Here is a 21,494-nt window from a genome sequence, read left to right as displayed (position 1 = left end):
GACTTACCTCCTTCCGTAGGTACGGAAGAGGTAGTACACGCCTCCCATGACGCCGAGAATGATCAGAACACCGAGCCATCCCCACAGCATCGAGGTTTTCACTGCCACGCGAAACTGGGCTTCCGAGGAAGCTTCGGCTGCTCTGGACGTCATGCTCACCACGTAATCCCCGGCGATCGCCTTCTCATCCGCTTTGATGGTTGCCGTCACTTCTGTCGTCTTTCCTGCTTCCAGCTTTGCGATTTGCTTTGGTTCAAAGGTTACTTCCCAATTCAGCGGGGTATCTGCCCGAAGCTCGATGTCTCGCAAATCTGCCGAACCCGTGTTGGCTACGGTCAGTGTCAAATTGCGCTGGCCGCCTGCTGTCACATCGGTACTTAACAATCCTGTCGGCGTGCTCAGTTTGACGGCATAGGAACCTGTGATCACAGCCTCCAGCTCGGTGCTTGCAGCAGTAGCGCTGGTGGCTGCTTTTACCGGGATCTTGTAAGCTCCTTGCTTGATGCCCTCCGGAGGATCTGCTTCCACGTCGATGTCCTTTGTTGTATTGGCATCGACGTTGACGGAGGTAACCGATTTGCCGTCCACCTTGAACTGAACATCCCATCCGGACGGTACATCCGCGGTCAAGGAATAAAGCTGCTTCTCCGCAGTACGGTTGCGCAAGGTCATTTTATAGTGGAAGGAAGAACTGGCATGCCCCTCCATGTTTGGCTGCTCTGACGTCAGTTCCGTTTTAAAGGTTCCTTGCTCTGTTACAGTTACCAGCAACGGCAGGGTTGCTTTTCCTGCAGCCACGAGCTGAAAACGGTAGCTTCCTTTGTCAATTTCCAGTGGCACATCTACTTGCAGCGACACTTGTTGCGATTGATCGGGACGAACGGAGATCTGCTGCAAACTCCAGCCTCCAGAGGTGAGCTGATACTCCCAGTTCTCCGGCAGCCCTTGCACCGTGAGCTCCGCGTCTTGAACCTGACTACTGTTGTTGATGATCTCAACGTTGTAATGGATCGATTCGCCCGGTGTCACCGAAATACTGGTGTAGGGCGTGTATAGGGTAACTTCCCCTGCAGCCAAAGAGGGGACAAGCCCCAGTGTCATCACTCCGACGATGAATGCAACGAAGAGTGACAATGATTTTCCCCAACTTCTGATCATCTTTTTCTTTCCCCCTGTTTCTCATTTTTGGTCACTCACCAAGGGTACGAACAAGTGGGAAATTTGGATTTACAGAAGTCAATAAAAATTTTTTGAAAGACTTTAAAATTGCCAGAAATTTTGTTAGTAGTATGGAAAAGGGGATATTTCAGCGGAGGTGGAAGACGTTGGCCCATCCAGATGTTGACGAAGAGCGGCTGCTTCGTGACATGGCAAATGGATCGATTACAGCCTTTGAACAGTTTTACGAGAAATACGCTTCGCTGGTCTTGCATATTGCTTTGCGCATTGTAAAAGACCGCATGGAAGCAGAGGATATCTGTCACGATCTTTTTTTAGAAGTATGGAAAAAAGCGGGTCAATACGATCCAAAGCGCGGAAGTATAGAGGCTTGGCTGGCCGTAAAGGCGCGCAGCCGCTCGCTGGATCGGATGCGGAAAAAGCAGCGGCTGTCAATCGCTTCAGAGGAGAACGCCACTCTGGAGCAGGCGTCCACTGCTGCGGCGGCGGAAGAGAATGTCCTGTCGAGGCTCGACCGGGAAGTGCTGAGGCAGGCATTAGGCAAGATCCCGCCAGCTCAGGCGCGTGCTTTGCAGGGGATGTACTATGAGGCCAAGACACAACGCGAGCTGGCCGCAAACATGAATCGGCCGCTTGGGACCGTCAAGTCCCTGATTCGTTATGGGCTGGACAATATTCGCAAGCAGTTGAGTCAATCGGGGTGGCTGGAATCGCTGGGAGGTGAGAGGAAGCATGAGTAATGCAAGCTGCATATGGCGGGAGGAGGAGATCGCTGATTATCTCTTGGGCAGGATGGCGGAAGAGAAGCGCAGAGATTTGCAGCTTCACCTCCTATCCTGTACGCGATGCGCGGAGTTGCACCGTGAGTGGTCGGATATTCTCGAACCGTCAGAAGCTAATCCTATGCCGACCCCATCACCAACGCTCAAACGCCGCCTCATGCGCCGCATTGTCTATGAGCGCTGGTTCTCGCGGAGGAAAAAGGAAGTCAAAGCTGCCATTCCTGTGAGAAGAGCAGCGGTTCTTTTCCTAGGCTTGATGAGCTTGTTTTTCTTCCAAAGGGACAGCGGACTCTCTGATGAAGGAGCGCTGGCCGCCCACTTGCCCAACATGGATATCGTGATGGACCCGCACACGGTCTTGCATGTCGCATCTGTCGTACCGAGTCATGCCAAAAGCTACGTTTGGGTGAACAACACGTCCAATGAAATGCTGATCCTCACAAAAGGTTTGGCTCCTCTACCAGAAACGGACTATCAGGTATGGTTTATCACCCAGGACAGACGCTCACGAGTCGGCCTGCTGCGCTGGGAAAACGGAATCGCCCAGCTGTACTTTCAGGGAGGCGAGCTGGGTCTGGTAGAGAATATTGCCGTAAGCGTCGAGCCAAAAGGAGGCAGCTTCACGCCGACCAGCCCGGATGCCATTTTTGTCAATCTGAGAACGCGGTGAAATGTGAGATCAGCTGATGTCCTCATTGCCAAGAAGCTGATCGGCCACCTCCAGGATGATGGGACAATGATCGCTGCCCATCACATCGGCGTCAATCCGAGCGTCGATCAGGGATGGAGCCAGTCTGGCGGAAGCGAGGAAGTAGTCGATTCTCCATCCGATGTTTCGCTCCCTTACCTTGGGCATATAGGACCACCAGGTATAGGCATCGGTGCGGTCAGGATAAAAATGCCGAAATGTGTCCAGAAACCCTGATTGGAGCAACCGGGTCATTTTTTCCCGCTCCTCATCGGTAAAACCGGAGTTTCCGCGGTTGGATTTGGCGTTGCGGATGTCAATTTCCTGATGCGCCACATTGAGGTCGCCACAGATGATAACCGGCTTTTGGGCATCCAGCTCCAGAAGATAACGGCGGAACCGATCTTCCCATTCCAGTCTGTAATCCAGACGGGACAAATCACGTTTGGCATTTGGCGTGTAGACATTGACGAGGTAGAATGAATCGAATTCCAGTGTGAGCGTGCGTCCCTCCGGCTCCTGGTTCTCTTCCAGGCCGTAGCGCACAGACAATGGCTCCCGCTTGGTAAAGACAGCGGTGCCGGAATAGCCTTTTTTCTCGGCATAATTCCAATATTGCAGGTAATTCTCAGCGAAATCAGCCGTAATTTGCCCTTCCTGCAATTTCGTTTCCTGGATGCAAAAAATATCGGCATTCATTCTCGTAAAATAGTCGCTAAAGCCTTTGTTAACGCATGCGCGCAGTCCATTTACATTCCAAGATATCAGCTTCATTTGACAGGCTCGTCCCCTTGTTTGCGATTTGACTTCATCCTTTTTCAGTCAATCTTAACACATGATCGCTGTGTACCTAGTAATTCTGCAGGTTGATCGAAGAAAAAAGAGGCAGGGGAATCCTGCCTCTATTTTTGATAGTTAGTGAACGCTTTGTTTGATCTGCTCCAACGACGCTTGATTGATCAGTCCCAGCCGCCAGAGGGCGTAGCCTTTGAGATTATATCGCTTTGCAAGCCCGATTTTTTGATTCACAGACGATTCATTTTCGCTTCCCATCGATATGCCCAGAATCAATTTTTCCTTGGGCACGTGGACCAAGGCCATGCGAATGGCTTCGTCCACTCGGTTCATCGGCTCCGGACCTTTTTCCCCTTCGTATGCGTAGGCCATGATGACAAGATCGTCCGCCAGTTGACCTAACGCGGCATAGTCGTATCCTTTGTAAGCGCCGTTCAGGGGATGTAGGATCAAGGTCAGCTGGATTCCCCGCTGTCTGGTCTCAGTGGAGAGCAGGCGAACGAACTCATTGTATTTTTCTTTGACCCCTGTGACATCACCGTTCATGCCCAACCCTTCAAAATCCAGCGCGATTCCTGACATCCCTTTTTCTTGAGCAAGCGTGAGCATTTGCTCGATTGCCTTTTCTCGCAAGCTTGCGTCTTCGAGCAGCTTGGTCAGCTCTCCATTCCCGTCCCCGGCAAATACCATCAAATAGGGAGAGGAGCCAGCCGCCTTGACATCCGCAATGATTGATTCCGGAGTGGTCTCGCCAGCAGGCTTTGGCCAGTAAAAATCATTGCCAGTCAGAGTCAGATTGCCGTCATTGTCAATTCTGCTCCAGCCAAAGGCTACGGAGTCAAAGAAGGGCATCAGATCCCGCTGCGAAAAGGAAGAGATCGCATAGAAGGCCAGCCCGTACATGTCGCGCAGCGGTGAGACGATCGAAACCGTTCTGGTGTCAGGGTCCCAGCCTACTTGCGCACCAAATTGCTCACTGAAAAACCGGAGCGGGATCAGGGTGCTTCCGTTGTTTACATAAGGTGCGATCGGTAGGGGGATCGTTTGTCCATTTACGGTGACGAGCGGGTTGTTTACCTGCATCTGGACGGTTTTGTCACCTTGGGCCGTCGACTGAACAGCGGTAATGGATTGGGTTTGCGCATCCCAATTCACTTGAATTCCCATTGCCTCCGAAATAGCTCGGAAGGGAACCATCGTCGTACCGTTCATGATCGTTGGCGGAGTCGGAAAGGGGAGTGGATAGCCGTCGAGCAGAATGGTTGTACCAGGTGTTGCGGCGACAGCGGGTTGTTGGATGCCGATCAGGGAAACGCATCCGATAGCAAGAGAGAGCAGCAGCTTCCTAAATCGCATTTTCATAGACAATTCCTTTCCTCGTTGTTGATTCGATTTCAAGAATAGGTATACCAGTTTTGAGGTTGGAAAAGCAATGAATATTTCAAATAAAAACCCGCAGCCAGATCCTATGGGACCTGCTGCGGGGCATGTTCACTCTCGCATTCGCGGTACGGGGGCAGTTTCAATCATTCGATTGGCGATGGCTTCTACCATTTCAGCGGTTGTCTTGGGGATCAAGGTTTTCAATACCGAATTGATCATGGGGGCCTTGACGCCTTTTGCTGTGATATCGAGAGACCCTGTCATTTTCGTGCGATGCTCTCCCAGTGCCTGGGCCCGGAAGTACCCTTCCCCTGTGAAATTTTCGTTGATCCCCGTCAAGGTAAACCTCACCTCGGTCGGCGGTGTCCACTCTGTGATGTCTACCTGAAGATTGATCTTTTTCTTCATGATCCCGATATCTCCGTTAAAATTCCACGTAGATTGGCGATCATGGATAATTTCGTGGCTGATGTAGCCCGGTACCAGCGGAATCCAGAAATCCATGACACTGACAAACTCCCAGATCGCTTGGACGGGGAGGTCCAGATCAACATCGTGTATTCCTTGAGGCATGGTCTTCATTCCTTTCCCAGATGCGTTTCGTTATCTTGATATGTGTATGGCATCGGGCAGCAGGATATTTCGGAATTTATTTTTTGTTGCACGAAAAAAAGGCCCCATACTCGGGGCCTTTTTTCGTCAGGACTTGATGGCTGCTGTTTCCTTGATTCGATTGGCGATGGCTTCCGCCAAATCGGTCGTCGTCTGCGGAACGAAAGTCTTGAGGATGGTATTGATCATCGGACCCATGACGCCTTTTGCCGTGATGTCGAGGCAGCCCGTCATTTTGGTGCGCTGCTCGCCGAGCGTTTCAGCAATGAAGTAGCCTTCGCCCGCAAAGTTTTCATTGATGCCGGTCAGATTGAACTTCACGGTGCTTGGTTCGGTCCACTCGGTTATGTCAATTTTCAGGCTGACTTTTTTCTTCATGATGCCGATATCGCCCAGGAAGGTCCAGGTGGACTGGCGTTCATTGATAATCTCGTGGCTGATGTAGCCTGGGACCAGTGGGGCCCATTTATCCATGTCGCTGACAAATTCCCAGATCGTCGAAATGGGAAGATCCAGTTCAATCTCGTGTATTCCATGAGGCATAGTCGCTCATTCCTTTCCCTCTCGTCCTTCTTGTATTTATTGATGGATATGGCGGAGTCGTTAGATGTTCCGGGAAGCCGCTTTTCCTGCTGCTTGGCCGGCGAGATAGCCGAATGTCATGGCAGGACCGATGGTTCCGCCAGCGCCCGGATAGGTTTGACCGAGAATACCCATTGCTGCGTTGCCCGCCGCATACAGACCGCTGATTGGTTTGCCGCGCAGGCTGATCACCTGACCGTCTGCGTTGATGCGCGGCCCGCCGTTGGTCCCGAGTGTTCCGTAATAGATCGGCAGGGCATAGAAGGGAGCTTTCTCGATGGGACCCAGGTTGAATTCCGGCGAACCGCCGCCAGCCGCGAAGTTTTCAAAATAGACCGTACCGCGGTGGAAGTCGGGATCTTCGCCTGATTCCGCGTAGCCGTTAAAGCGCTTGACGGTTTCTTCCAGACCGTCTGCATCGACTTCAATCTTCTCCGCCAGCTCTCGGATCGTATCGGCTTGCGCGATCCAATCAGGGGCAGGCTCTCCAGGCATCATGGTGAGAATGAGGGCAGAATCCTTCAGATTGCTGTCAAAAACCATCCAGACAGGCGGTTCATTCGGCCAGGTCTGGGTCACCTGGTCATAGGTATAAAAGGCTTTCGGCATATCCATGTAGGTCGTTCCCTCATTGACAAAACGCTTGCCGGAACGGTTCACGATGATGCTGTGCGCCAGATTGCGGCCGCTGCCGATCTGATTAAGGACATGGCCTTCATACTCGATCGTCGGGTCCTGCATCGCTGGGTACCACCAGGCTTCGCTCATGTTCCCGAGCGCTGCACCTGCTTCCATCGACATGATGAGCGCATCGCCCTCGTTGGAAGGAGGAGAGAGCGGGTGAGTCACATGTCCTTTCAGGAAGGCACGGACCAGCTCCTGATTCCATTCGAAACCGCCGGAAGCGAGGATGACACCCTTGCGTGCCCCGACAAACAGGTCTTTTCCTTCTTGTTCTGCGCGAACGCCGATCACTTCGCCCTCGTCGTTCATGACGAGCTCCTTGCCTGGCGTTTCCCGCAGTACCTCAATTCCGCGGTCCAGGAGACCTTTGAACAAAGACCCGATCAGGGAGCGGCCCATGGTCACGATATTGTTCTCCATGCGCTCAGCAACGATGTTGAAGTCGATCTGCGTCGGATCCGTGGCTCCGCCTTCTTCAAGCGTAAGCGGCGGAAAAATGGGGTTGGCCCGAACGTACGCTGCCCATTCGCCCAGTTGATTCAATTCAAACGGTTTCGGGTCAATCGAACGTCCTTCTCTTTTTCCGCCCGGCAAATCTCCATAATAATCGCCGTATCCGCGTGGGACTTTGAAGCGAAGCGGCGTATTCTCGTGCAAATAGTCAATCATTTTCCAGCCGTTGTCGACGTAGACCTCGAGCAGCTCGGCATCCGGTTCTTTGCCGCCTGTGAGACGCTTTATGTACTGGAGAGCCTCTTCGCGAGTGTCTTCGATTCCCAGCTCTTTCATGTAGCGGTTGAGGGGAATCCACGGTATTCCTCCAGAGAAGGCAGTGGTTCCACCAATCTGTGAGGCCTTTTCCAATACGAGGACCTGTGCGCCCTGGTCATGAGCGAGGATGGCCGCTGTCAGTGCCGCTCCTCCCGTACCGAGAACGAGAACATCTACTTCGCGATCCCATTTTTGTGGTCGTTTTGTTGTCATGCTTTTTCCTCCTTGCCATGCATGATAAGAAAGCGATATTTTTGGAATCATTGCTTAATCGACATGTTGATGTAAGATAATCTTATCGGAGATCGGAAAATAGGCAATGAACAGTGTTTTTGAGGATGTCGACTACTCGACACTTTTTCTTTGGGTGTAGATTTTTGAGAAAAAGATAGACAGGAGGAAAGGAAATGTCGAGGGAAAAGGCAAGGATGGACCCCCGGGTTCGGCGCACACGGGAGATGCTGTGGAACGCCCTGATCGCTTTGCTGTATGAAAAGGACTACAACAAGATCCGGGTTAATGAAATCGCCGAGCGGGCAACGTTGAACCGCACGACCTTTTATTAGCATTTCAACAGCAAAGAGGATCTATTGAATCAATGCTTCGAGGAGATTATGAGTGAGCTGATCCATTCCATTGCGATGACGCCTGAGGAGTTTAATTACGAGATTGACGAACCTCATCCCATTTTGGTTCGCCTCTTCGAACAGATCGCGATACATGCATCCTTTTACCGGACGATCATGATGGAGGACAAGCTGCAGCATCTGACGAGAAGAATGACGAAGATCATGGAGCAATTCATTACGTCCGGCGTCTCTCAAATCCAGGCAGACGGGATTGGCTTCGTCGTCTCCACGGACATAGCCATCCGCTATTTTACCATGGCGTATATGGGGGTCATCGGCTGGTGGCTGGAAAATCATATGCCGTATACGCCCAGACACATGGCCATGCAATTGACCCGCATGTCGAGCAGAGGACCGCTGGATCGGGACCCGTATCTGGAGAAGCAATCGTCCCCTCGTCCATGACGATCCTCTGGAATAAACCCTTACCTAGCGGGAAATATAAGCTTGGAAAAAGGAACCAAGGAGGCACCCCTTTGAAAATTTCTGCAGCTGTCACTCATCAGCAAGGAGAAGACTTCCAGATCGAGCAGGTAGAGCTGGCCGAGCCTCAAGCAAACGAAGTCCTGATTCGAATCGTCGCGATAGGCGTGTGCCATACCGATGCGGTAGCCAGAGACACGGGGCTAACGCCGTATCCAGTGGTGCTGGGGCATGAAGGAGCCGGAATTGTAGAGAAGGTAGGAGCTGGGGTGAAGCATGTGGAACCAGGCGATCATGTGGTCATCTCCTATGCTTCGTGCGGCCACTGCGAAAATTGTCTTACCGGCCATCCGTCAGCATGTGTGGATTTCAATCTGTTGAATTTTGGCGGAGAAATGGAAGACGGGTCTCATCGCCTGCATCAGCATGATAAAGAGCTGTCCACGTTCTTCGGCCAATCTTCCTTTGCGACCTATGCGATTGCCCATGAGCGCAACGTCGTAAAAGTAGACAAGGACGTGGATCTGGCTCTTCTTGGGCCATTGGGCTGCGGTATTCAAACAGGCAGCGGTACTGTCCTGAATAAATTGCGTCCTGCTTTTGGCACCTCCATCGCCGTCTATGGCTGCGGGGCTGTAGGATTAAGTGCCATCATGGCTGCCAAAATTGCCGGCTGCAAAGAGATTATTGCGATCGACGTGCATGACAATCGGTTGGAGCTGGCGAAGGAGCTTGGGGCGACATTGGCGCTGAACGGGAAGAAGGTCGATGTCGTGCAAGAGATTAAAGAAGCTACGGGTGGCGGTACGCATTATGCGGTAGAAACGACAGGAGTTCCGCCAGTCGTTCGCCAATCACTGCATGCGCTGCGCCCGCTCGGCATTTCCGCGATCGTCGGGGTTACGCCGGAAATGAACTTTGATGTTCACAATGACATCATGGCAGAAGGAAAAACCATGGTCGGGGTCATCGAAGGAGACGCCGTTCCACAGTTGTTCATTCCGCAGCTCGTGGAGTATTACAAGAAAGGGCTGTTCCCCTTCGACAGGCTCGTGAAGTTCTATCAATTCCAGGAGATCAATCAGGCTTTCGAAGATTCCAAAACTGGGATCACGATAAAACCGGTGCTCAAGATCAGCGAGACAGCAACGTAAACCAATTTGTCCACAGCATGGTGAAAGCCAGTGGCACTCGACGGAAAAGGCGAGGCTCACTGGCTTTTTTGCGTAGCCGAGTAAAGCCCGTTGAACACAAAATTTGGTAGGATCAGGGGAGAGCTTGTTTTTTTGAACGAAATAATCGCGAGTGACCAATATGAGGTGTAAATCAACGGAAAGAGGGTGGGAATGTGGATCGGTCAGCCGAGGAAAGACTTCATGCATCCATCAGGCAGACGCTTGCCGGAAATCGGGACGCTTTCGGTGAACTGTATGATTTGACCATTCATGAGGTCAAGAAGACCGTGCTGTTTCTACTGGACAACAAGCAGGATGCAGAGGATGTGATTCACGACATTTATCTGGAGGTATACAGGTCGTTGCACAATTATGATCATGCTCGAACCTTTTCCTCCTGGTTGACAGGCGTAGCCGTACGACAAATCCAGAATTACCGTCGGCGCGGTTGGAAAATCGTCCGGCTTTTCAACAAGGTACAACTGCTTTCGCCTGTACAGACTGTACCGGACATCTCCAAAGAAGTTGTTGAACAGTTGGAACAACAGCAACTGATGGAGCAAATTCAGCAGCTTCCGTTCAAATTTCGCAGTGTCCTGGTATTGAAATACTGGCATGGTTGCACCCAGGAAGAGATCGCCGAAATCCTGCAATTGCCTATAGGGACAGTAAAGTCGCGCTTGCACCACGCATTGATGAAAGCACGGGAGATTGTCAGCCAGCAGTCTTTAACCTTGGGGAGGGAGCAGTAAGCATGGATCACAAAATGAGATATGCCATGGAAGCATTGCGTGCAGTCGAGGAGACAGTTCAACTGTCGCCAGACTTGCGGGAAAGAATTCTTCTTTCTGTCAAACAAGAGAGCCAAAGCAGATCGCCCATGCGGCAGGCAGGCAGGACAAAATGGCTATTAGTGGCTACGCTTGTTTTTATCTTTGCGTCAGGTTTTGCCTCGATTACCTGGTACAAGATCCAGAATCAGCAGGGGGAAACGGTCATGGAATATCAGGCGGCTCCTCCTCTGTCCAAGGAAAGGCTGGCCGAATTGCAGGCGGCGCAGGCCAAACTGGATGAAGTAAGAAGCAAGCTTGCTCCCGGCACGGCTGCTGCCGTCTATCAGAAGAACGAAGCGGGCCAGGGCGAGGTCAGCTATATCGCCAAGCCGTATATGTTGAACGAACTGGTGGAGCTGAACACTCATCTCAAGAATATCCTCGACTATCCTGCGGAAATCGCTACAGCATACAAGTTTAAAGAAGGAATGGTCAGCTATGATTACCAAAAAGACGAGGCTTTGGAAGAGAATCTGAAACGCAAGGCTGACGAAACCAATCAGGCGCTGATGGTCGAACCCGTCACAGTATTGCCGACGGTCTATCATGCTTCTGCCGCTTATGAGGATGCTGCCGGGAACCAGCTTCGGGTCAATATGCTGAAGCAATTTTGGGTAGGAAATAGCATGATGACGGTCCCAGGCGCCAATCAGATTGTAGAGGAAGTATCGATTGGCGGCTCGGAAGGCCTGTATATCGAAAGAGAAGATCCGTATGGAAAAATGCGCAGGGAAGTAAGATGGATGGATCAGGACTGGTCGCTATCCATCAATTCGACGGACAGCAGCATGACCAAAGAAAAATTACTGGAAATTGCCAATGACATTCTGGAGAGGAGATCCTGATGATGGGAATGAACCTTCGATCTGTCTATGCCACTTTTTTTCTAACTGCGGCCCTAAGCGGTCCCGTAACCATATATGCGGAGGAAGCCTCTCAAAATGTGATTTGGCACAACCTAGAGATCACGATCAAAAAACCATCGGAGACGGAGAAGCCGGATGCGCTTACGTCTACGTTGGAGGACTACCAGCGGATGAGCAAAGGGGGAAAGGTCATCACGACCGAGGAGACGCAAAAAGTGTTTGAAGCGCCTCTTTATCGCCCGGCACCATTCAGGCTGCCGCTCCTCTCGTCAAATGGTCTGTACACGCAGTATTTCACCCTCAAGGATGGGAAGATGGGAGCCCCAGTCCTGAAATTGAATCATTGGGACATCTACCAGAAGGAGGGGGAGTGGGCAGTCGTCATTCAGGATCGGGATACGTACACACAGGCCATCCTGGACAACAAAACACGAGTCCGCGACGAATATCCCGGCTATATGAAAGTGATGCAGATTCCCGGCAGCGACAATGTAGCTACCCTTACCCCTTTTCAAAACAGCGAAATACAGCGTCTTACCGTTCACATTCTCGATCCGCAGGGGAAGGTCATCCGGCTACAAATCATCGGAAATCTTTCAGATCAAGACCTGATCAGACTAGCAGCCGCATATAAGCCGCTGTCTTCGTAACGAAGAAAAAAATAATGTTTCGAATCGTACCGTCTACATGTAGATGGTACTTTTTTTGTTTTTCATTAATTGTTTTTAATTCCAGAAAGGTGAGGGTGAAGCTCGATGATCGACTGGGGATAATTTCTTTCCTTTTGGTTGATTCTATAGTTGCAGGAGGTGAGAGGAAATGACAGTTGGAGCGCAAGTAAAACAAACGCTGGCCAGCTTGAAAGGTGCACAGGCGAATCTGGAAACATTCGCACTGGGCACACAGAACCAACAAGCCAAGCAATTGTACACCCAGGCTGCTGAACAAACACAGTCCATCATTACGAACCTGGAACAGCGTGTGACTGAGCTGGAAAACGAAGAACCGCAATACAAAGGATTCTAAGGCTTCCAAACAGGAGACGGGGAGGGGATTCGAGCCTCTCTTCCTTTCCTGGAGGAAAGTGGAGGTAGGATATGCCGGATTGGCTAGATATCGTCATACGGTCGTTCGTTGCTTTTGCCTATCTGTTTATACTCACCAAAATCATTGGAAAGAGGCAGATTCGGCAAATTTCTTATATTGAATACATCGTCGGAATATCCATCGGTTCTATCGCAGCATTTATGGCAACAGAAATAGATGGACCTATCTATCATAGCTTGATTGCACTCACCATTTTCGCGTTGTTCCCCGTCTTGCTGGAATGGCTGTCGCTGAAAAGCAAAAAAGTTCGCAACATCGTGCAAGGAAATGCCACGATCCTGATCAAGGATGGAAAAATTCTGGAGGACAATCTCAAAAGTGAGCGGATGACAACCGAAGACTTGTTGGAGCATCTGCGCATGAAAGATGTTTTTCGCGTGGCTGACGTTGAATTTGCCCTGATGGAAGCGAGCGGAGACTTGAGTGTGCTGCTCAAGTCGCAGCATCAGCCGGTGACACCGCAGCATCTCGGGCTGAAAGTCTCTCCTGCCGAAGAACCGCAGACCGTCATTATGGATGGTGTGATTTTGGATGAGCCCCTGGCGAACAACGGATTGAACCGCAATTGGGTCCGGGCTGAGTTGGAAAAGGCAGGCGTCGCTCTGGAAAATGTGTTCCTGGGACAAGTGGACAAAGGCGGGCAGCTCTATCTCGACTTGTATGATGACAAGCTGAAGGTTGCCCAGCCGATCGAGATGAAGCTGACGTTCGCCACCTTGAAAAAATGCCAGGCAGATCTTGAGCTCTATGCTTTGGGAACGCAGGATCAGCGAGTGAAGCGGACCTACCAAGGCGACTCGCAGGAACTGCAAAAGGTGATTGATACAGTCAAACCGCTGTTAATGCGTTAAAAGGGAGCGAAATCGATGGCTGATCAGAAAAAGAAAAAGTTGACCTTGACTCAGCAGGAATACCAGGAGCTTGCGAAGCGCCACGAGCCTGCCCGTCCGCTTGCCCGCAATTTCCTTCGCGCTTTTCTGGTAGGGGGAGTGATCTGTCTGATCGGGCAGGGGATTCAAGAGATGTTTATCCACTTTTTTGATTTCACCGAAAAAACGGCTGGCAACCCGACGGTAGCGGTTCTGATCTTCTGCTCTGCTTTGTTGACCGGATTGGGGTGGTACGATCGCATCGCGCAGTGGGCGGGAGCGGGAACCAGCGTGCCTGTCACTGGCTTTGCCAATTCGATTACGTCTGCTGCCCTCGAACACCGAAGCGAAGGCTTTGTGCTGGGAGTAGGTGGAAACATGTTCAAGCTGGCGGGCTCGGTCATCGTCTTCGGGGTAGCTTCGGCGTTTGTCATCGGACTCATCAAAACACTGATCAAAATGGGGGGATGAAAGATGCGCCAAGGCTACCAGTCATGGGTGTTTCCATCGAGGCCGGTGATTGCCGGAAGGGCTGCGATTGGCGGACCCTTTGAGGCACAGGGACCGTTGGCGAATGATTTTGATATCCTGCACGGTCATCTGATGATCGGTCAGGACAGCTGGGAGAAGGCGGAAAAGGTCTTGCTCGAGGAAGCATGCGACAAGGCGATTGAAAAGGCGGGACTGAGAAAAGAGCAGGTGCAATTCATGCTGGCGGGCGATTTGATGAATCAGTGCATCTCTGCCAATTTTTCGGCTCGTACGCTCTCCATCCCTTTTCTGGGGATTTTCGGCGCGTGTTCCACATCCATGGAAGGGTTGGCGCTGGCGGCCCTGATGGTAGACAGCCAAGCCGCAGACTACGTATTGGCCGCCACAAGCAGTCACAATGCAGCTGCAGAAAAGCAGTATCGCTATCCCACGGAATACGGCTCGCAAAAGCCTCCGACTGCACAGTGGACCGTGACCGGAGCAGGGGCAGCCGTCGTGGCGAATCAAGGGAATGGATTGCGCGTGGCAGCCGCCACAATCGGCAAAATCGTCGATATGGGCATGTCTGACCCGTTCAATATGGGGGGAGCGATGGCACCTGCTGCGCTGGCGACCATCGAAACCCATTTTCGCGATCTGAAGCTTCCGCATGACCACTACGACTTAATCGTGACCGGGGATCTGGGCAAGGTGGGGCATTCCATTCTCTCCGAGCTTTTGCCCAAGCACAATGTCAACGTTCCTTTGGAGCGCTACGTGGATTGCGGCATGCTGATCTACGGAGACAATCCGACGGTTTGGTCAGGAGGCAGTGGCTGCGGCTGTTGCGCCACCGTCACCTATGGACATTTGCTGCGCCGCATGCAGGAGGGAGAGTGGAAGCGGATCTTGGTCGTCGCCACTGGGGCGCTGTTGTCGCCGATTTCATATCAGCAAGGGGAGAGCATCCCTTGTATCGCTCATGCTGTAGCTATTGAAGCGGATACGCTGTAAGGAGGGGGATCATGACGTTTTTGTGGGCATTTCTGGTTGGCGGAGTGATTTGCCTGATCGGGCAGTTTCTCCTGGATGTAGTGAAATTGACGCCGGCGCACACCATGTCCTCCCTGGTCGTAGCAGGTGCTGTCCTCGATGGTGTCGGCTTGTACGATCCATTGATCAAATTTGCGGGAGCGGGCGCGACCGTGCCGATCACCAGTTTTGGCAACGCGCTGGTGCATGGGGCGATGGCTGAAGCGGAGAAGAGTGGTCTGGTCGGCGTTATCACCGGCATTTTTGAGGTGACGAGTGCCGGGATCTCAGCGGCGATTGTCTTTGGCTTTCTCGTAGCAGTTGTATTTCGGCCGAAGGGGTGATAGAAGTGAGAACGCTGATGAGAAAGGGAACCCCCTTGCTTTGGATCGTGCTGCTCGCGGCTATCGTTTTGAGTTGCAGCACCCCTCCACGTGATCAGGCAAACCAGCAAAGCATCCAATCCGTCACCCCCCGACCTGCCAAACCTGTTATCGTCATCCTCATTGACTCCTTAATGGATGAGCCTTTGCGTAAAGCCATGCAGCAAGGGCGTGCGCCTGCCTTGAAGCATCTGTACGACAACGGGCGCTACTTCCCGCAAATGGTGAGTTCTTTTCCTACGATGTCCGTAACCATTGATAGTACGTTTTTGACAGGCACCTATACGGACCAGCACCATGTACCTGGTTTAGTCTGGTACAGCGACAAGGAAAAACGTATGATTTTCTACGGGAACGGTCCCAAGGAAGCTTTGAAAATCAATCAACCGCAAGTTGTGATGGATGCCGTATATCATTTGAATCAGGTTCAACTGAACAAGCGCACGAAAACCATTCATGAAGAGCTGGCGGAGCAAGGCAAACAATCGGCTTCGATCAATGCGATTGTATTTCGCGGCAAAACAAATCACATCCTGCGAGTACCACCTGTCGCAAAAGGGACGAGCCTGCCGGAACATATCAAAGTGACCGGGCCATCCCTGCTTTCCTACGCGGCGTTTGCCCAATTGGACCCGAAGAATAACCGCAACGCCCAAGTGTGGAAAAAATATGGATTGAACAATACATTTACTGCTCAAGACCTGGCTTTTCTGATTCGCGATAAAAAGCTTCCTGCGCTCACCATCGCCTATTTTCCGGAGAACGATATGACTGTGCATAAAAAGGGACCTGCTGAGGAAGCTGGAATTATCAAAGCGGATCAAGCGCTGCAAGAGGTGCTGAATACCTATGGATCGTGGGATCAGGCTGTCAAGCAGGCTGTATGGATCGTCATGGGGGACAGTGGGCAAACCACCGTTCTGGATGACCGCCAAGAAGCCAAGATTGATCTTCGGCCTCTTTTGCAGCCTTACCGAATTGCGAAATTGAGCGAGCCTGTTTCCAAGGAAGATCAGGTAGTGATTATGCCGAATGAGCGCATGGCATACATCTACGCCATCGATTCGAACGTTGCGTTGCCTGCGCTTGTCAAGCAATTGCAACAAGAAGACAAGCTCGATATCATCGCAAGAAAAGCCGGTCAAGATATTCTGGTTACGGCGGGGAATACCACGCAAACCTTCTCCTATCGTCCCGGAGGCAAATACATAGATGAATATGGGCAGACGTGGCACCTCACAGGCAATCCCGAACTACTAGACCTTGATCTTAAGAGCAAGCGGATCCAATACGGAAAGTATCCGGATGTATTGGCGAGATTGTACGGTGCCATGCATTCTCACGAAGGAAGATACGTGGTTATCACCGTAAAGCCCGGCTATGAGCTTGTCGGGGAAAGTTCGCCTACCCACATCGGCGGAGCTGCTCATGGCTCGTTGCATGAAAAAGATTCGCTGGTTCCACTGCTTGTTTCAGGGACGGATACGCGTCCGAAAACGCTGCGTATTGTAGATCTAAGGGACTGGCTTCTGCAATTGACGAGGTGAAAACGAAACAACGAGGTTGCGACTGTGCAGCCTCGTTTCGCTTTTTTCCGCATCATGGAAAAGGATTTTGCTGCGGATTTGTGGTATGGAGTAAAGACCATACCAAGAAAAGAGGCGAGCCGCACATGAACGAGATTCGCTATCATCGCAGGACCTACACGATGGGACCGACGCCGATTCAAAAGCTGGAACGGCTTTCAGAAGCCTTGGGGGGACCGTCCATCTGGATCAAACGCGACGATTTGTTGGGTTTGACGGCAGGGGGAAACAAGACGCGCAAATTGGAATATCTCGTATCCGATGCCATTCGGCAGGGAGCAGATACGCTGATCACCTGCGGAGCAGTGCAGTCCAATCACTGCCGCCTCACCCTGGCGGCGGCAGTTCGGGAAGGCTTGCGCTGCCAATTGGTGCTCTCCAAACCTGAGCTCGGGGAACACGATCCGCTGGCGAGCGGCAATCATCTTTTGTTCCATCTCATGGGCGTAGAAAAAATCGAGCTGGTTCCGGCAGACGCCGATCTGCAAGTAGCCATGGAAAATCTGTCTCAAGCCGCTGAAAAGGAAGGGCGAAAGCCGTATATCATCCCGCTTGGCGGCTCCAATCAGATTGGCTCGCTCGGTTATATGGCCTGCGCGGATGAAATCGAGCAGCAGGCGATGGCAGACGGGACACCGTTTGACTTTGTCGTGACAGGTACGGGGAGCGGAGGCACACAAGCAGGATTGGTCGCAGGTTTTCTTGCGCGGCAGTCGAACACCAAGGTCATCGGCATCAATGTCAGCGGTACGCGGGAAGGCAAAGAGACACAGGTGCGGGATTTGCTGTATCGGACAGCTGCACTCACAGGACTGCAAGGAAAAATCCCGGACGATGCCGTACGCTGCGACGACCAATATGTCGGGGCGGGTTATGCCATTCCCACAGAGGAGATGGTCGAGGCAGTGAAGCTCGTCGCTCGCACCGAGGGAATTTTGCTGGACCCTGTGTACACGGGCAAAGCGATGGCAGGACTCATCGGAAAGATTCGCAAAGGGGAGTTGACCCGCGAGGACCGCGTGTTGTTTTTGCATACGGGCGGGACGCCAGCGTTGTACACGGCTCCACAACTGTTTCTTTCACATCAGTAGTACATCAAAAACATCCTGAGTAGCCCCCAAAGGGTTTACGGGGGATCAATGAAAGCTGGTTGAGGAAAAAGGGGAGAAAAGCGAAGGCATTTGGGATCTTGACCAAGCCGTAATGGAAAAGGCGGAACATGCATTCAGCGGCCAACCCTGAATCACTACTTCGAAGTGGGCTGCTTTTGGCCGCGGTTCCGCCTTTGCAATAAGGCGGCCAGGGATGCCCCCCAGCAAAGATCCCAACCCGCCAGAGCGTTCTCCCCTTTTTCCTCGCCTCCACTACAGTCTGACCAACGGTACTCAAGTCTCACTAGGAGTAAATGGAAGCAGCTCTGGGCAAAGTAAGGAGACAGGAAAGACGAAAGGATGACGAGCTGCCTTGACCAAAAAAGAGTACGTCCTCACTGTTGTTGACAATTTGCTGAAGCATCAGGAGATCCTCCCCAGCGAACTTCAAAATGTACTGCAGGAAGTCAAAAACGACATTGAGCATGTTTCGGCGGATACCTTTTACCTGGAAACCAATATGGTGATGACGGAGCTTCCCCACGAGAGAAAGCCCAACCTAGACGCCCCTTTTTTCCGTCTGTCGGAAGCATATAGCGACCTGAAGGATCTGGCAGAGCAGAACCAGGATGCACATCCTGAGTTTTTTTCCGCCGTCACGCAACTGGAAGGGCTGCTTGATGCCTCAAAAGGCTACTTCCCTGAGTAACGCGATTATTCCTGAAGACATGCTTCAGGAATTTGGGTAAAATTTACTGAATATATTGTATTTTACAAATACTTCGGCTACCATTTACTTCATGAACCAGGAAAGGAGACAACGGCCCATGATGGAATGGAATCGAAATGTTTGGTACTCGCTAACGCTGGCAGTTGGACTGTTTGCTGCGGGATGTTCTCCTTCGGCACCGCCAAACAGCGCCAGCCCTCCAACAGGAGAGGCAGCACAGACGTCTGAACAGGCACAGCCTGCTGCGAACCAGCCTGTCAAAGAGCAAAAACTGATTATCGGACGGGGCGGGGATTCCGTGACGCTGGATGCGATCGCTGCCACGGACAGCGAATCGTTCAAGGTGACTGTCAATGTGCTGGAGACGCTGCTCAATTTTGAACCGGACAATACCAATATCCGTCCGGGACTGGCAGAGAAGTGGGAGATCGCTCCGGACGGGCTTACGTATACCTTCCAGCTTCGCCAGGGAATCAAATTCCACGACGGTACGGATTTCAACGCCGACGCTGTCGTATTCAACTTCGAGCGCTGGATGGACAAAAATCATCCGTTGCACGGCGAAGTCAGCTTTTCCTATTACAACGACATGTTTGGCGGGTTTAAGGGAGAGGAAGGACACATCATTGAAAGCGTCAAAGCTATCGACCCGCACACCGTCGAGTTCAAACTGAAAAAACCGCTCTCTCCGTTCCTCAACAACCTGGCCATGCCTGCGTTCGCCATCGCTTCTCCTGCCGCCCTGCAAAAGCACGGCTTGGGCTTCAAGGAAAATCCGGTCGGGACCGGACCGTTTGTCTTTGTAGAGTGGAAGCGCAATGAGACCATTACATTGAAAAAGAATGAGCAGTACTGGCAGCCGGGAGTGCCGAAGCTGGAAGAAGCGGTATTCAAGGTGATTCCCGACAATACAGCCCGTCTGACTGCGCTCGTCTCCGGCGAGATCGACCTGATGGACGGACTAAACCCTGATGACGCCGAGTCTGTAAAAGGAAACGCCGAGCTGCAACTTCTGGATCGTCCGCCTATGAACGTGGCGTATCTCGCGTTTAACGTGGAGAAAAAGCCGTTTGACAACCAAAAGGTGCGTCAGGCCGTTGCCTATGCCGTCGACAAGCAGGGGATAGTGGATGCTTTTTACGGCGGCAGCGCAGAGCCAGCCGTCAACGCGACGCCGCCATCTGTATGGGGCTATAATGATGCTATTCAGGATCGCCCTTATGATTTGGAAAAAGCGAAGCAGCTCCTTGCAGAGGCAGGCTACCCCAATGGATTTAAAACAACCTTGTGGGCGATGCCTGTTCCGCGTCAATACATGACGGAAGGGCAGAAGATCGCTGAGGCGCTGCAGCAGGATTTCGCCAAGATCGGCATCGACGCCCAGATTGTCACGATGGAGTGGGCGACCTATCTGGCGAAGATCAGGCAAGGGGAGCAGGATATGTACCTCTTGGGCTGGACAGGGGACAATGGCGATCCGGACAACTTCCTGAACGTCTTGTTCAATCCCAATGAGAATCGGATGCGCTACAAAAACAAGGAGGTTCAAGACATTCTGGTAGAGGCGGCGTCGACGGTCGATCATCAAAAACGGATCGACATGTACAAAAAAGCACAGGAATTGCTGTTTGAAGACGCGCCGATGATTCCGCTCGCCCATGCCAAGCCGATGATGGCGGCAAGGGCAGGACTGTCTGGGTACGTGTTGCATCCGACGGGTTCGGAAAGCATTGCAGCGGTGGAATGGAAGGAATAAAAGACCTGTTCAGGCTGATTTCGCTCCACAAAAAATGGGGCGTGATCGGCCTTTTTTGCTTTCGCTCTGGTATACTAAAGCATGGATGTGAATCGAAGCGGAAGTAGGGAACTCATATGATTTTTTTTCAAGTCATTTTACCGGTATTGCTGATTTTCCTCAGTGGCTACATCCTACAGCGGGTCTACAAGCTGGATCTCAAGCCCATCTCGACACTTGCCATATACGTGCTGTCTACGGCTCTTGTATTTCGCACCTTTTACAAAACACCGCTTGACCTGCAGTTGTTCTACATCGTGATCATCTCCATGCTGTTGACCATCGGGCTGATCGTGATCACGCAAATCACGGCAAAATGCTTCAAGTACGACAAGCAGCAGGAGAGCGCGATGATGCTGTCCACCGCATTCATGAACAGCGGAAACTACGGTACGCCGATCATCCTGTTCGCCTATGGCGAGGCAGGATTCAACTACGCGGTGCAGATCATGGTCTTTCACGCGATTATCATGGGCGTGTTTGGCGTCTATTTCGCCTCTCGCGGCAAGGGCGGCGCCAAGGACGCGATCAAGATGGTCCTCAAGCAGCCCTCCAACCACGCTGTCATCGTCGCGATTTTGTTTCAACAATTCCAAATCGTGATCCCGGAGAGCTATTATCAGGCGATAGACCTGGTCGCACAGGCAGCCATCCCCGTCGTCATGCTCATCCTTGGCATGCAGCTTGCCAATGTATCAGCGAAGGGGCTGGAGTGGAAGGGCCTGAGTATCGCCAGCGTCATTCGCTTGATCGCCTCGCCTGTGCTCGCTTATTTGATCTGTCTGCTGTTTCCGATTGATCCTCTTTTGCAGAAGGTTCTGGTCATTCTGGCAGCCATGCCGTCAGCGGCCACCACGGCGATGTACGCCATCCAGTTCAACGCCAGACCGCAGTTTGTCTCCAGCAGCGTGCTGATCACGACAGTGATGAGCGTCGGGACCCTGACATTTTTGCTGCATCTTTTACAATGAGGCTTAACATGTCGGCAAAAGTTCGACGAGTCCGGGAAGGATTTGGAAGGATTCCCG

The 21,494-nt window shown here is 51.9% G+C and carries 24 protein-coding genes; 18 read left to right on the top strand and 6 right to left on the bottom strand.

All coding sequences use genetic code 11. The features are described 5' to 3' along the window. Positions 1-3: 3 nt before the first annotated feature. Positions 4-1,158 carry a COG1470 family protein gene (locus T458_RS47625; RefSeq protein ID WP_023558175.1) on the bottom strand — a complete coding sequence of 385 codons (1,155 nt, stop codon included), beginning with the start codon at positions 1,156-1,158 and terminating at the stop codon, positions 4-6. Positions 1,159-1,325: 167 nt separating this feature from the next. On the opposite strand from T458_RS47625, the gene T458_RS47620 reads away from it, so the two are divergent. Together T458_RS47620 and T458_RS47615 are read left to right on the top strand one after the other, a co-directional pair. Beyond that, positions 1,326-1,919 (top strand): RNA polymerase sigma factor, encoded by a 594-nt coding sequence (locus tag T458_RS47620; RefSeq protein WP_023558174.1) that lies wholly within the window; start codon positions 1,326-1,328, stop codon positions 1,917-1,919. Beyond that, entirely contained in the window at positions 1,912-2,631 is a 720-nt protein-coding gene (locus T458_RS47615) for an anti-sigma factor (protein ID WP_023558173.1), read from the top strand. Before T458_RS47620 ends, T458_RS47615 begins: the two co-directional genes overlap by 8 nt. Positions 2,632-2,640: 9 nt before the next feature. Here T458_RS47615 and T458_RS47610 read toward each other — a convergent pair whose 3' ends face one another. From T458_RS47610 to T458_RS47590, 5 genes are all read right to left on the bottom strand, one after another. Then, a complete protein-coding gene (locus T458_RS47610; protein WP_023558172.1) occupies positions 2,641-3,423 on the bottom strand; it encodes an exodeoxyribonuclease III in 783 nt (260 codons plus the stop codon). 141 nt (positions 3,424-3,564) lie between these two features. Next, positions 3,565-4,806: a stalk domain-containing protein gene (locus tag T458_RS47605; RefSeq protein ID WP_023558171.1), complete on the bottom strand. Its 1,242-nt coding sequence runs from the start codon at positions 4,804-4,806 to the stop codon at positions 3,565-3,567. A 129-nt stretch (positions 4,807-4,935) separates the two neighbouring features. Then, a complete protein-coding gene (locus tag T458_RS47600) occupies positions 4,936-5,400 on the bottom strand; it encodes an SRPBCC family protein (protein ID WP_023558170.1) in 465 nt (154 codons plus the stop codon). A gap of 126 nt (positions 5,401-5,526) precedes the next feature. Next, complete coding sequence (locus T458_RS47595; protein ID WP_023558169.1) at positions 5,527-5,982, bottom strand: SRPBCC family protein; 456 nt, start codon at positions 5,980-5,982, stop codon at positions 5,527-5,529. A 60-nt stretch (positions 5,983-6,042) separates the two neighbouring features. Then, positions 6,043-7,689, bottom strand: a complete 1,647-nt coding sequence (locus T458_RS47590) for an FAD-binding protein (RefSeq protein WP_023558168.1) — start codon at positions 7,687-7,689, stop codon at positions 6,043-6,045. 194 nt (positions 7,690-7,883) lie between these two features. On the opposite strand from T458_RS47590, the gene T458_RS57310 reads away from it, so the two are divergent. The 16 genes from T458_RS57310 to T458_RS47515 all read left to right on the top strand — a co-directional run bounded on the left by T458_RS57310 (position 7,884) and on the right by T458_RS47515 (position 21,437). After that, on the top strand, positions 7,884-8,042 hold the full coding sequence (locus tag T458_RS57310) for a hypothetical protein (RefSeq protein ID WP_171819397.1): 159 nt from the start codon (positions 7,884-7,886) through the stop codon (positions 8,040-8,042). A 48-nt stretch (positions 8,043-8,090) separates the two neighbouring features. Then, on the top strand, positions 8,091-8,510 hold the full coding sequence (locus T458_RS47585; RefSeq protein WP_144083877.1) for a TetR-like C-terminal domain-containing protein: 420 nt from the start codon (positions 8,091-8,093) through the stop codon (positions 8,508-8,510). 71 nt (positions 8,511-8,581) lie between these two features. Then, positions 8,582-9,682 (top strand): NAD(P)-dependent alcohol dehydrogenase, encoded by a 1,101-nt coding sequence (locus T458_RS47580; protein ID WP_023558167.1) that lies wholly within the window; start codon positions 8,582-8,584, stop codon positions 9,680-9,682. A 194-nt stretch (positions 9,683-9,876) separates the two neighbouring features. Beyond that, positions 9,877-10,455 (top strand): sigma-70 family RNA polymerase sigma factor, encoded by a 579-nt coding sequence (locus tag T458_RS47575; protein WP_023558166.1) that lies wholly within the window; start codon positions 9,877-9,879, stop codon positions 10,453-10,455. Positions 10,456-10,457: 2 nt separating this feature from the next. After that, on the top strand, positions 10,458-11,381 hold the full coding sequence (locus tag T458_RS47570) for a hypothetical protein (RefSeq protein ID WP_023558165.1): 924 nt from the start codon (positions 10,458-10,460) through the stop codon (positions 11,379-11,381). Further along, positions 11,381-12,052 (top strand): VirK/YbjX family protein, encoded by a 672-nt coding sequence (locus T458_RS47565; protein ID WP_023558164.1) that lies wholly within the window; start codon positions 11,381-11,383, stop codon positions 12,050-12,052. Before T458_RS47570 ends, T458_RS47565 begins: the two co-directional genes overlap by 1 nt. Positions 12,053-12,221: 169 nt before the next feature. Beyond that, the gene (locus tag T458_RS47560; RefSeq protein WP_023558163.1) at positions 12,222-12,428 is read left to right on the top strand and encodes a DUF1657 domain-containing protein; all 207 of its coding nucleotides are present in this window, start codon (positions 12,222-12,224) and stop codon (positions 12,426-12,428) included. Positions 12,429-12,499: 71 nt separating this feature from the next. Then, positions 12,500-13,360 carry a DUF421 domain-containing protein gene (locus T458_RS47555; protein WP_023558162.1) on the top strand — a complete coding sequence of 287 codons (861 nt, stop codon included), beginning with the start codon at positions 12,500-12,502 and terminating at the stop codon, positions 13,358-13,360. Positions 13,361-13,375: 15 nt separating this feature from the next. Continuing rightward, complete coding sequence (spoVAC, locus tag T458_RS47550) at positions 13,376-13,849, top strand: stage V sporulation protein AC (RefSeq protein WP_023558161.1); 474 nt, start codon at positions 13,376-13,378, stop codon at positions 13,847-13,849. A gap of 3 nt (positions 13,850-13,852) precedes the next feature. Continuing rightward, positions 13,853-14,863, top strand: coding sequence for a stage V sporulation protein AD (spoVAD, locus tag T458_RS47545; protein ID WP_023558160.1), 1,011 nt, complete (start codon positions 13,853-13,855; stop codon positions 14,861-14,863). A gap of 11 nt (positions 14,864-14,874) precedes the next feature. Next, a complete protein-coding gene (gene spoVAE / locus T458_RS47540) occupies positions 14,875-15,225 on the top strand; it encodes a stage V sporulation protein AE (RefSeq protein ID WP_023558159.1) in 351 nt (116 codons plus the stop codon). A gap of 17 nt (positions 15,226-15,242) precedes the next feature. Then, positions 15,243-16,811 (top strand): alkaline phosphatase family protein, encoded by a 1,569-nt coding sequence (locus T458_RS47535; protein WP_031306067.1) that lies wholly within the window; start codon positions 15,243-15,245, stop codon positions 16,809-16,811. 125 nt (positions 16,812-16,936) lie between these two features. Next, positions 16,937-17,941: a D-cysteate sulfo-lyase gene (locus T458_RS47530; RefSeq protein WP_023558156.1), complete on the top strand. Its 1,005-nt coding sequence runs from the start codon at positions 16,937-16,939 to the stop codon at positions 17,939-17,941. 373 nt (positions 17,942-18,314) lie between these two features. After that, positions 18,315-18,650, top strand: a complete 336-nt coding sequence (locus T458_RS47525; RefSeq protein ID WP_023558155.1) for a hypothetical protein — start codon at positions 18,315-18,317, stop codon at positions 18,648-18,650. A 118-nt stretch (positions 18,651-18,768) separates the two neighbouring features. After that, the gene (locus T458_RS47520; protein WP_023558154.1) at positions 18,769-20,427 is read left to right on the top strand and encodes an ABC transporter substrate-binding protein; all 1,659 of its coding nucleotides are present in this window, start codon (positions 18,769-18,771) and stop codon (positions 20,425-20,427) included. A 116-nt stretch (positions 20,428-20,543) separates the two neighbouring features. Beyond that, a complete protein-coding gene (locus T458_RS47515) occupies positions 20,544-21,437 on the top strand; it encodes an AEC family transporter (RefSeq protein ID WP_023558153.1) in 894 nt (297 codons plus the stop codon). Positions 21,438-21,494 lie beyond the last annotated feature (57 nt).

The organism is Brevibacillus panacihumi W25, from assembly GCF_000503775.1.
GTDB lineage: Bacteria > Bacillota > Bacilli > Brevibacillales > Brevibacillaceae > Brevibacillus > Brevibacillus panacihumi_A.
The sequence above is the reverse complement of the archived record's forward strand: the minus strand, read 5'-3'. Positions and strand labels throughout refer to the sequence as shown.